The organism is Microbacterium sp. Bi128 (assembly GCF_918698205.1).
In genome coordinates, this window is the sequence record NZ_CAKKMM010000131.1 from 1 (window position 1) to 10,072 (window position 10,072).

General features: G+C 70.4%; 10 protein-coding genes and 1 pseudogene. 7 read left to right on the forward strand and 4 right to left on the reverse strand.

Annotation, left to right across the window (positions count from 1 at the left end; genetic code table 11):
* Window positions 1–213 (reverse strand): annotated as a pseudogene (locus tag LQV45_RS11335) (50S ribosomal protein L25); the annotation flags it as partial.
* A gap of 287 nt (window positions 214–500) precedes the next feature.
* On the opposite strand from LQV45_RS11335, the gene LQV45_RS35655 reads away from it, so the two are divergent.
* Window positions 501–626, forward strand: a complete 126-nt coding sequence (locus LQV45_RS35655) for a hypothetical protein (protein WP_290370235.1) — start codon at window positions 501–503, stop codon at window positions 624–626.
* A gap of 80 nt (window positions 627–706) precedes the next feature.
* Here the strand turns inward: LQV45_RS35655 and LQV45_RS11340 are convergent, their stop codons facing one another.
* From LQV45_RS11340 to LQV45_RS11350, 3 genes are read right to left on the reverse strand one after another with little or no spacing between them, the layout of a single operon-like run.
* The gene (locus LQV45_RS11340; protein WP_230007114.1) at window positions 707–1,708 is read right to left on the reverse strand and encodes a zinc-binding dehydrogenase; all 1,002 of its coding nucleotides are present in this window, start codon (window positions 1,706–1,708) and stop codon (window positions 707–709) included.
* Between the two features lie 14 nt (window positions 1,709–1,722).
* Window positions 1,723–2,493 (reverse strand): SDR family oxidoreductase, encoded by a 771-nt coding sequence (locus LQV45_RS11345; RefSeq protein WP_230007115.1) that lies wholly within the window; start codon window positions 2,491–2,493, stop codon window positions 1,723–1,725.
* A 16-nt stretch (window positions 2,494–2,509) separates the two neighbouring features.
* Window positions 2,510–3,898 carry a GntP family permease gene (locus LQV45_RS11350; protein ID WP_230007121.1) on the reverse strand — a complete coding sequence of 463 codons (1,389 nt, stop codon included), beginning with the start codon at window positions 3,896–3,898 and terminating at the stop codon, window positions 2,510–2,512.
* A gap of 138 nt (window positions 3,899–4,036) precedes the next feature.
* On the opposite strand from LQV45_RS11350, the gene LQV45_RS11355 reads away from it, so the two are divergent.
* From LQV45_RS11355 to LQV45_RS11380, 6 genes are all read left to right on the forward strand, one after another.
* Window positions 4,037–4,732, forward strand: coding sequence for a FadR/GntR family transcriptional regulator (locus LQV45_RS11355; RefSeq protein ID WP_230007116.1), 696 nt, complete (start codon window positions 4,037–4,039; stop codon window positions 4,730–4,732).
* 32 nt (window positions 4,733–4,764) lie between these two features.
* On the forward strand, window positions 4,765–5,280 hold the full coding sequence (locus LQV45_RS11360; RefSeq protein WP_230007117.1) for a gluconokinase: 516 nt from the start codon (window positions 4,765–4,767) through the stop codon (window positions 5,278–5,280).
* An 83-nt stretch (window positions 5,281–5,363) separates the two neighbouring features.
* A complete protein-coding gene (gene gndA / locus LQV45_RS11365) occupies window positions 5,364–6,959 on the forward strand; it encodes an NADP-dependent phosphogluconate dehydrogenase (protein ID WP_230007118.1) in 1,596 nt (531 codons plus the stop codon).
* Between the two features lie 50 nt (window positions 6,960–7,009).
* Window positions 7,010–7,417, forward strand: coding sequence for a VanZ family protein (locus LQV45_RS11370; protein ID WP_290370236.1), 408 nt, complete (start codon window positions 7,010–7,012; stop codon window positions 7,415–7,417).
* Window positions 7,418–7,438: 21 nt separating this feature from the next.
* Window positions 7,439–8,173 (forward strand): response regulator transcription factor, encoded by a 735-nt coding sequence (locus tag LQV45_RS11375; protein WP_230007120.1) that lies wholly within the window; start codon window positions 7,439–7,441, stop codon window positions 8,171–8,173.
* Window positions 8,170–9,654: an ATP-binding protein gene (locus LQV45_RS11380; protein WP_308288853.1), complete on the forward strand. Its 1,485-nt coding sequence runs from the start codon at window positions 8,170–8,172 to the stop codon at window positions 9,652–9,654. Before LQV45_RS11375 ends, LQV45_RS11380 begins: the two co-directional genes overlap by 4 nt.
* Window positions 9,655–10,072: the final 418 nt, after the last annotated feature.

The window sequence follows — 10,072 nt, forward strand, 5'->3', positions numbered from 1 at the left end:
GGGATGGCTCTTGCACGCGATGTCGAGGTCGAGCAGCGCGTTGGCGCGACGGATCAGCAGCGCGACCTGGTGGCCCGGCAGCGCGACGTGCTGCGGGTCGGTGCCGTGACCGTAGATGACGGCCGGGATCTTGCCCGCGGCACGGAGGCGACGGGCGAAGCCCTTGCCGAAGTTCTCGCGGAGTTCCGCGACGACCTTGTTGTCTTCCGACATGATGTTCTCCTCGCGGGCACGGGTCCCGCAGCTTGTGAGCGGACGGTGTCCGCACGTATGTGGTCTGGATTCGACTCGAACGCGAGCGCGTGAGGAAAGCCGGGAGCCTGCATCACCGCGTCGATCACGGATGCCACGCGCACCGCCCGGGCGCACGAGGTTGCATCCCTCGCCGAAGTTCCCCGGAAGTCTACCAGCGACGCGCTCCGCGTTCGACCGGGCCGCCGCACCGGCTGCGCGAGACGCACCGGTAGGATTTGGGGAGCCCCACCGACCGGAGGAACTTCATGGACAGCGGCCTCTTCTCTCACGTCGTGCTCTGGACGATCGGCGTGATCTCCGCGATCGGCGCCGTCGGCGCGATCGGCGCCCTCTTCTCGCTCGGGCGCAACGCCAACTACAAGAAGCACTGACCGCTTCCCGCCGAAGAAACGACGGACGGCGCCGGGCCCGAGCGGCTCGGCGCCGTCTGCGTGCCGGCGGATACCGCGCCCTACAGCGCGAACAGCACCTTTCCGGACGCATCGGAGTCCTGAGCGGTGGCGAAGGCGGTCTCGGCCTCCGCGAGCGGGAACTCGTGCGTGATCGCGGCCTCGATGGCGGGCCGCTCGACCAGCAGGCGGATCGCCTGATCGATCTCGTCGGCGAAGCGGAAGCTGCCCAGATAGCGCACTTCCTTGGCGATGAAGGGGGCGAGGTTCACCGATCGCTCCGCGTCGGGGAGCATCCCGACCTGCACCACGGTCCCCGCGATCCGGACCGCCCGGAGGGCCGCCGAGATGGACTGCGGCACACCCGAACACTCCAGGACGACGTCGAACGCTCCCGCGGGGAGTTCCTCCGCCCGTACGTCGACGGTCTCGGTCGCGCCCAGCTCTCGCGCCCGGGCGAGCGGTCCGGGCAGGACATCCGTGGCGGTGACCCGTGCTCCGGCCGCCGCGGAGGCGGCCACGGCCATGAGCCCGATCGGACCGGATCCCGTGACAAGCACGCTCTTACCCTCGACGGATCCGGCCTTTCCGAGCGCGTGCAGAGCGACCGCGAGCGGCTCGGCGAGCGCCGCCCGGCGCACCGTGACGCCGTCCGGCAGAGGCCTGACCATGCGACGGTCGACGACGAGGTACTCCGCGGCCGCGCCCTGGGTGTGCGGCCACGTCGAGGCGCTCCCCAAGTAGGAGCCCCCGGGCCACAGGTGCGGATCGTCCTCGATTCCGGGACGCGGTCGGCCGAACCGGGCCGGGTGCACGGTCACCGGGGTTCCGGCGGCCCAGCGACCCGCGGGGTCGTGATCGATCCGCCCCGAGAGCTCGTGACCGGGGATGAGCGGCTCGCGCACGACGAACGCTCCGTTGGCCCCGTGGAAGTAGTAGTGCAGATCCGAACCGCAGATCCCGACGTAGTCGACCCGGATCCGGACCTCGTCCGCCCCGGGCTCCGGAACGGCGATGTCGCGCACCGCCGCCTCGCGGGCGGCGTCGATGAAGAGTGCCTGCATGTCTCGTCCTTCCCTCAGACGACCGCGGTCATTCCGCCGTCGACGAAGATGTTCTGGCCCGACACGAAGCTCGAGGCATCCGACGCCAGGAACAGCAGCGCACCGTCGAGCTCGGCGAAGTCGCCCCAGCGGCGCGCGGGCGTGCGCTCCGTGAGCCACGCCGTGAACTGCGCGTCGTCGACGAGATCGCGATTCATCTCCGTCGCGAAGTAGCCGGGCGACAGCGCATTCACCTGGATGCCGTGGCGGGCGAGGTCGGCCGCCATCCCCGCCGTGAGCTGGGCGACGCCGCCCTTGGCCGCGGAGTACGGCGCGATGGTCTGCCGCGCCAGCCGCGACTGGACGGACGCGATGTTCACGATCTTCCCGGACCCTCGTTCCACCATCGCCGGGGCGAGGAAGCGCGTCACGTAGAACACGCCCGAGAGGTTCGCCGCGATGAGGTCGTCCCAGTCGGCGACGGCGAACTCCTGGATCGGCGCGCGCCGCTGCACCCCGGCGTTGTTGACGAGGATGTCGGGAACCCCGACCTCCTGGATCAGGCGCTCGAGCTGGGCCTGGGTGGCCGCGGCATCCGTCACGTCGAACACGACCGACGCGGCGGGCCGGCCCGAGAGTTCCTCGAGCTCCCGACGGGTCGTCTCCACGGCCGCGACGTCACGGCCGTGCACGATGACGCGCGCTCCGGCCCGGGCGAGGCCGGTCGCGAGCGACCGCCCGAGGCCGCGGGAGGATCCGGTGACCAGCGCCAGCCGATCGCTGACGTCGAACAGGGAAGTGCTCATTCGTTCTGCCCCCGGCTCAGATCAGGGCGCCGACGCCGAAGACGGCCAGCGCGGCGAGGAAGCCGAGGACCGACTCGATCGCCTGCTGCACGGTCCAGGTCTTCAGGGTGGTCTTGACGTCCATGCCCATGAGGCGGCCGACGAGCCAGAAGCCGGAGTCGTTCACGTGCCCGGCGAACACCGAGCCGGCCGCGGTCGCCAGGGTGATGGCGGCGACCTGCAGGGGCGAGAAGTCACCGGCCATGACGGCGGGGGCGGCGAGGCCCGCGGCGGTGACGAGCGCGACCGTCGCCGATCCCTGCGCCAGGCGGAGCACGACGGCGATGATGTAGGCCGCGACGATGATCGGCAGGCCGAGGTCGCTCAAGCTGTCCGCGAGGGCGTCGCCGATGCCCGAGGCGCGAAGGACCGCGCCGAACATGCCTCCGGCGCCGGTGATGAGGATGACGGATGCCACCGGGCCGAGCGACGAGTCGACGACCTTCTCGATCGCCGTGCCCTTCTCGCCGCGGCGGAAGCCGAAGACGATGGTGGCCACGATCACGGTGATCAGCAGGGCGACGGCGGAGTTGCCGAGCAGGATGAGCACTTGCACCCAGGTGTCGTCCGTCGAGACGGCGCCGGCGCTGGCGAGGGTCGAGAGCCCGGTGTTGAGGAAGATCAGCAGCATCGGCAGCAGGAGGACCGCGATGACGGTCCCGGGCTTGGGGGCGTTGACCGGCTGGTCGTCGTCGATCTCGCCGAAGAGGGCAGGAACCGGCAGCTGGATCCGCTGGGCGACGAACTTGCCCCACAGGTAGCCCGAGACGTACCAGACGGGGAAGGCGATGATGAGGCCGACCAGCAGCACGATTCCGAGGTTCGCGCCGTACAGCTCGCTCGCGCTGACGGGGCCGGGGTGCGGCGGCAGGAAGACGTGCATGACGGAGAAGGCCGCGGCGGCGGGGAGGCCGAACAGCAGCACGTTCGTGCGCGAGACGCGCCGCGCGATCGCGAAGATGATCGGCAGCATCATCACCAGGCCCGCGTCGAAGAACATCGGGAAGCCCAGGACGAGCGAGGTGATGCCGAGCGCGAACGGGGCCCGCTTCTCGCCGAACACTCGCACGAACATCTCCGCGAGCGACCGGGCACCACCGGAATGCTCGATCAAGCGCCCCAGCATGGCTCCGAGCGCGACGAGCAGCGCGACGGTGCCGAGCGTTCCGCCGAACCCTCCGGTGAGAGTGCTCACGATCGCCGACACCGGGATGCCGGCGACGAACGCCGTCACGAGCGACACGATGATCAGCGCCAGGAAGGCGTGCACTTTCAGCCAGATGATCAGGACGAGAATGAGGGCGATCGCTCCCGCCGCGATGGCCAACAGCGGGGCCGTTCCGAGTGTCTGAGTCCAGTCGTCCAAGAAGATCTCCATTGATTAACGATGGTCGGTCGCGCGCCGTGCGCGGCTGCCTCGATCGGCTCCTGCCGCGAGGCGTCGCACGATCTTCACACAATGATCATATTTTTGACAAGATATGGTCGTACCTAAGGAGGGGTCATGGCCCGAGCCTCACACGGCTCCGTCACCGATGCGATCGGCCGACGGATCGCGGACGGTGGCCTCGCCCCGGGCACGGTCCTCACGCTCGGCGGGCTGGAGACCGAGTACGGCGTCTCCCGGACGGTCGTCCGCGAGGCCGTGCGCGTCCTCGAGGCGATGGGTCTGGTCGAACAGCGCCGTCGCGTGGGTGTCACCGTGCGTCCACCGAGCGCCTGGAGCGCGCTGGACACGCGTCTGATCGGCTGGCAGCTCGCCGGACCCCGCCGCGACCAGCTCATCGTGAACACCACGGAACTGCGCGCCGCGATCGAGCCCATCGCCGCCCGCCTGAGCGCGCAGCGCTCCACGGACGTGCAGCGAGGCGAGATCCTGCGCCTGGCCGAGGAGCTGGCCCGGCTCGGGGCAGCGGGGCTCGGCAACTCCGCCGAATACCTGGAGGCCGACATCGCCTTCCACGACCTCATCCTCGTCTCGAGCGGCAACCTCATGCTCGCCGCCGCCCGCGCGCCCATCGCCGCGGCGATCGAGGGGCGCGCGCTCCACGGGTTGACCCCGGGCGTGCCGAACCCCCACGCCCTGCACAATCACGTCGAGACCGCGGCAGCCATCGGGCGCGCCGATCCCGACGCCGCCGAAGAGCACACCCGCCGCTACGTGGCCGCCGTGCTCTCGGAAGTCCGCCACACCATCTGAGCGCCCCCGCACATCGACGAAGAGAGAGCCTCTTGGACAGCACCGCACCCGTCCTCGTCTTCATGGGCCCGGCAGGGACCGGGAAATCCACCGTCGCCGCGCTTCTGGCCGGCCGCCTCGGCTGGGACCTGCAGGAAGGCGACGATCTGCATCCCGCCGCCAACGTCGCCAAGATGGCCGCCGGTCACGCGCTGAACGACGACGATCGGGGGCCCTGGCTCGACCGCGTCGCCGCCTGGATCGACGGACAGATCGCCGCGGGTCGGCCCGGCGTCATCACGTGCTCCGCCCTCAAGCGCCGGTACCGCGACGTGCTGCGCCGCGACGACGTGACGTTCGTGCTGCTGATGGGCGACCCGGCGCTCGTCCTCGAACGCCTGCTCCGCCGCCAGGGGCACTTCATGCCGCCGTCGCTGCTCACGTCGCAGTTCGAGGCCCTGGAGATCCCGGATGCCGATGAGCAGGCGATCCGCGTCGACCTCGACATGACGCCGCAAGAGCAGGTCGACGCTGTCATCGCCCGACTGCACCTGTCCCGCGGCGCCTGAACCGCGTCGGACCGAGCCGATACAGTGGCGGGGGACCCGATCCCGTCCGTCCCCCTCTTCCGCACGTGAACACGGAGCAACGAATGACGTCGACCCCCTCCCCGACCGGACCCTCGACCGACCAGGACCAGGCACCGCACGAGGCCGCTCCGCACCACGAGGGTGCGCCCGCCCCCGAGGAGGTCGATCGCCCCACCGCGGAGGCCGATTCCCGTCCCGAGGGTCAGGGAGAAGCCAACGCGAACATCGGTGTCGTCGGGCTGGCGGTCATGGGCTCGAACCTGGCCCGCAACCTCGCCAGCCGCGAGGGCAACACCGTCGCGGTGTTCAACCGCAGCGCCGACAAGACCGAGCACCTCGTGGCCGCGCACCCCGAAGCCGGGTTCGTGGACGCGTACTCCTACGCCGACTTCGCCGCGTCGCTGTCGCGGCCGCGCACCGCGATCATCATGGTCAAGGCCGGTCGCGCGACGGACTTCGTCATCGACGAGCTCGTCAAGGTCTTCGAGCCCGGCGACATCATCGTCGACGGCGGCAACGCGCTGTTCACCGACACCATCCGCCGCGAGAAGGCGGTCCGCGAGACCGGAATCAACTACGTCGGCATGGGCGTCTCCGGCGGCGAGGAGGGCGCCCTCCTCGGACCCTCCCTCATGCCCGGCGGCTCCGACGAGTCGTGGCAGACGCTCGGCCCGATCCTGACGTCGATCGCCGCGGTCGCCGAGGGCGAGGCCTGCGTCACCCACGTCGGCCACGACGGCGCCGGCCACTTCGTCAAGATGGTGCACAACGGCATCGAGTACGCCGACATGCAGCTCATCGCCGAGGCCTACGACCTCATCCGCCGCGCCACCGGCAAGACCCCGGCCGAGATCGCCGACGTCTTCGCCGAGTGGAACCGCGGCGAGCTGGAGTCCTACCTCATCGAGATCACCGCCGAGGTGCTGCGCCAGACGGACGCCGAGACCGGCACGCCCCTCGTCGACGTCATCCTCGACCAGGCCGGTGCCAAGGGCACGGGCGCCTGGACGGTGCAGACCGCGCTCGACCTCGGCGTCCCCGTGTCGGGCATCGCCGAGGCCACGTTCGCCCGCTCGCTGTCCAGCCACCCCGAGCAGCGCGAGGTGTCCCGCGACCTCCCTGGCCCCGCGGGCACCGACGTGCTCTCGGGCGAGGATGCCGACGCGTTCATCGAGCAGGTGCGTCTGGCCCTGTACGCCTCGAAGATCGTCGCGTACAGCCAGGGCTTCGACGAGATCCGCGCGGGTGCCGCCCAGTACGGCTGGAACATCGACCTCGGGGCCGTGTCGAAGATCTGGCGCGGCGGCTGCATCATCCGCGCGCAGTTCCTCAACCGCATCGCTGAGGCGTACGACGCCGAGGCCGAGCTTCCCGTGCTCCTGACCGCGCCCTACTTCGTCGAGGCCCTCGGCCGGGCGCAGGACGCGTGGCGCCACATCGTCGCGCTGTCGGCGGCGAGCGGCATCCCCGCCCCCGCCTTCAGCTCGTCGCTGGCGTACTACGACGGCCTGCGCGCCGAGCGTCTGCCGGCCGCCCTCATCCAGGGCCAGCGCGACTTCTTCGGGGCGCACACGTACCGCCGGATCGACAAGGCGGGGACGTTCCACACCCTCTGGTCGGGCGACCGCACCGAGATCGAGGCCGAGGACACGCACTGAGCCAGGTCTCAGCGAAGCGGCGACGGGCACTGCTCGTCGCCGCTTCGGCGTTGTACGCCGCCGGGCTGTGGTGGATGACGTTGCGGCCCGAGCCGTACGGGCCCGAAACCGGGGGTCTCGTGCGCGGGCTCCTCGACCTCCTCTCGGGGTGGCCGCCGACCGCGTGGGTGACGTTCGACCTCGTCGAGTTCTCGGCCAACGTGGCGATGTTCCTCCCTTTCGGCCTGCTCGTCGTGGCCTGGGGCGGGCGCCCGTGGCACGGCATCCTGGCGGGTCTCGCGCTCAGCGCCGCGATCGAGACCGCCCAGCTGCTGTTCCTCCCCACCCGTGTCGCAGACCTGCGCGACGTCGTGGCGAACACGCTCGGCGCGACTCTCGGCGTGCTCGCGGCCGTCCTGATCGCCAACGCACGTCGACTTCACAGCGAGCGCATAGCGAGCGCCATAGAAAGCTCATAGATACGCCGACACAATGAGTTCATGACCGCGACCGCCAGCGCCCCCGCTTTCACCCGCCCGGACGGCAGCGCCCTCCGCGTCCTCGTCGTCGACGACGAGCAGATGCTCACCGACCTGCTGTCGATGGCGTTGCGCATGGAGGGGTGGGAGGTGCGCACGGCCGGTTCCGGCTTCGACGCGCTGCAGGCCGCCCGGGACTTCGAACCGGATGCCATGGTGCTCGACATCATGATGCCCGACCTCGACGGCATGGCCGTGCTGCAGCGGCTGCGCCATTCGGGCAATGACGTGCCGGTGCTCTTCCTCACCGCGAAGGACGCCGTCGCCGACCGCGTCGCCGGACTCACCGCCGGCGGCGACGACTACGTGACGAAGCCCTTCAGCCTGGAGGAGGTCGTGGCGCGCCTGCGCGGACTGATGCGTCGCGCGGGCACCGCGCTCACGCGTGACTCCGAGCCGATCCTGCGCGTGGGCGACCTCTCGCTCAACGAGGACAGCCACGAGGTGGTCCGAGCGGGAACCGAGATCGAGCTGACCGCGACGGAGTTCGAGCTGCTGCGCTTCCTCATGCGCAATCAGCGCCGCGTCGTGTCCAAGGCCCAGATCCTCGACCGCGTCTGGAACTACGACTTCGGTGGCCGCTCCAGCGTCGTCGAGCTCTACATCTCGTACCTGCGCAAGAAGATCGACGTGGGCCACGAGCCGCTCATCCACACCGTCCGCGGCGTCGGCTACATGATCAAAGCCCCTCAGTGAGACGGGTCGAGGCACGCCACCGCTGGACGCTGCAGTCGCGGCTGATGGCCGCGGTCATCGGAATGGTGGCATTCATCCTGGTGATGATCGCGGTGTCCACCGCGGCGATCATCTCGGGGGTCCTGCAGAGCAATCTGAACACCCAGGTCGCCGCGGCCGTGCGCAATGTCCAACAGGTGGGGCCCTCGACGACCGCCATCGACGCGCTGGCCGGAGGCCCGTTCCCGGATGGCACCGTGCTGGTGCTGCGCACCCCCGGCCGGGGCGACACCGGGGCGTACGTCGACGGACGGTCGGTGCGGGCGCTCGACGAGGCCCAAGTCGATGAGATCCGGGATGCCGTGGCCACGGGGCTGCCGGACTCCGACACCATCGACCTGCCGGGACTCGGGGACTACCGCATCGGGGTGACGGCCAACCAGACCGGCACGGTGGCGGTCCTGGGGCTGCCGCTCAGTCAAGTGACCGCGACGATCGGGGCGATCCTGACCACGGTCGCGCTGGTCACGGCGGGCGGACTCTTCCTGCTCGCGGCGATCATCGCCATCGTCATCCGGGTGGGTCTGCGGCCGCTGCGCTCCGTGGCCGAGACCGCCGCCCGGGTGGCATCCATCCGCATGGACCAGGGCGATGTCGCCATCGACGAGCGCGTGCCGGCGGATCAGGTCGACGAGCACACCGAGATCGGCCGGGTCGGCGCGGCGTTGAACACGCTCCTCGACAAGGTCGACGCCTCGCTCGCCGCCCGTCAGCGCAACGAAGAACTCATGCGCCGATTCGTGGCGGATGCCAGTCACGAACTGCGCACGCCCCTGGCATCCATCCGCGGGTTCTCGGAGCTCTCGCTGCGCGCGATGCGCCAGGCGCAGGACGACGAGAGCCGACAGCGCATCGCGATGGCCGTCGAGACGACCGAGCAGTCGCTCGAGCGCATCCAGGCGCAGTCGCTGCGCATGACGACGCTCGTCGAGGACCTGCTGCTGCTCGCGCGCCTCGACGAGGGGCAGGAGCTCGTCTACGGCACGGTCGACCTCACGCGCCTCGCGGTCGAAGCCGTCGGCGACGCCCGACCCGCCGGTCCCGACCACGCGTGGTCGATCGACGTGGACGACGAGCCGGTCGAGCTGGCCGGCGACACGTCGCGCCTCAACCAGGTCGTCGCCAACCTGCTCGCCAACGCCCGCACGCACACCCCGGCGGGCACCGAGGTCACGGTGTCGGTGACGCGAGAGGGTCACGACGCGGTGCTGCGCGTGCACGACGACGGTCCGGGCATCGACCCGACGGTGGCACCGCAGCTGTTCGCGCGGTTCGCCCGCGCGGATCGCTCACGCGACCGCAAGACCGGCGGCACCGGTCTAGGGCTGTCGATCGCAAAGGCGATCGTGGAGGCCCACAACGGCACGCTCACGGTGCAGAGCACGCCGGGTGACACGACGTTCGAGATGCGGCTCCCGGCGAGGCCCGCCGATCCGGTGTGAGGCAGGCCCCGGGAAACCGATGACACCCGGCGTTCGCGATCGGTCATTCACCGTCACTTCTCGGAAACGTCCCTCTCGATAGGCTGAGCATCACCTGGGGGGTCCGGGTCCTTCTCGCGGAAGTCGGGATGGAGCAATCGGAGGTACGTGATGGTTCGTGCCCGCGTGTGCGGATTCCTCACGGTGGCCGTCATCGCATCGGTCCTCTCGACCGCCGGCGCGGCGCGCGCGGAGAGCGTACCCGCACCGGTGCCCTCCGGCGGCTTCGTCGACCAGCCGGCCTTGCCCGCGGGCGACCCCTCTACCATTCATCCTTCGGTACCCGAAGGCACCTTCGACCCCATGCCGACGGAGCCGGGGCCGACCGAGGTGTCGACGGTGCCTCGGGAGGCACCGTCGGCACGGCCCCGTTCGAGTG

What these genes read in the sequence shown, in the direction of transcription:
- LQV45_RS35655 (WP_290370235.1), top strand. Translation starts at nt 501, where the DNA reads ATGGACAGCGGCCTCTTCTCTCACGTCGTGCTCTGGACGATCGGCGTG.
- LQV45_RS11340 (WP_230007114.1), bottom strand. Translation starts at nt 1,708, where the DNA reads ATGCAGGCACTCTTCATCGACGCCGCCCGCGAGGCGGCGGTGCGCGAC.
- LQV45_RS11345 (WP_230007115.1), bottom strand. Translation starts at nt 2,493, where the DNA reads ATGAGCACTTCCCTGTTCGACGTCAGCGATCGGCTGGCGCTGGTCACC.
- LQV45_RS11355 (WP_230007116.1), top strand. Translation starts at nt 4,037, where the DNA reads ATGGCCCGAGCCTCACACGGCTCCGTCACCGATGCGATCGGCCGACGG.
- gndA (WP_230007118.1), top strand. Translation starts at nt 5,364, where the DNA reads ATGACGTCGACCCCCTCCCCGACCGGACCCTCGACCGACCAGGACCAG.
- LQV45_RS11375 (WP_230007120.1), top strand. Translation starts at nt 7,439, where the DNA reads ATGACCGCGACCGCCAGCGCCCCCGCTTTCACCCGCCCGGACGGCAGC.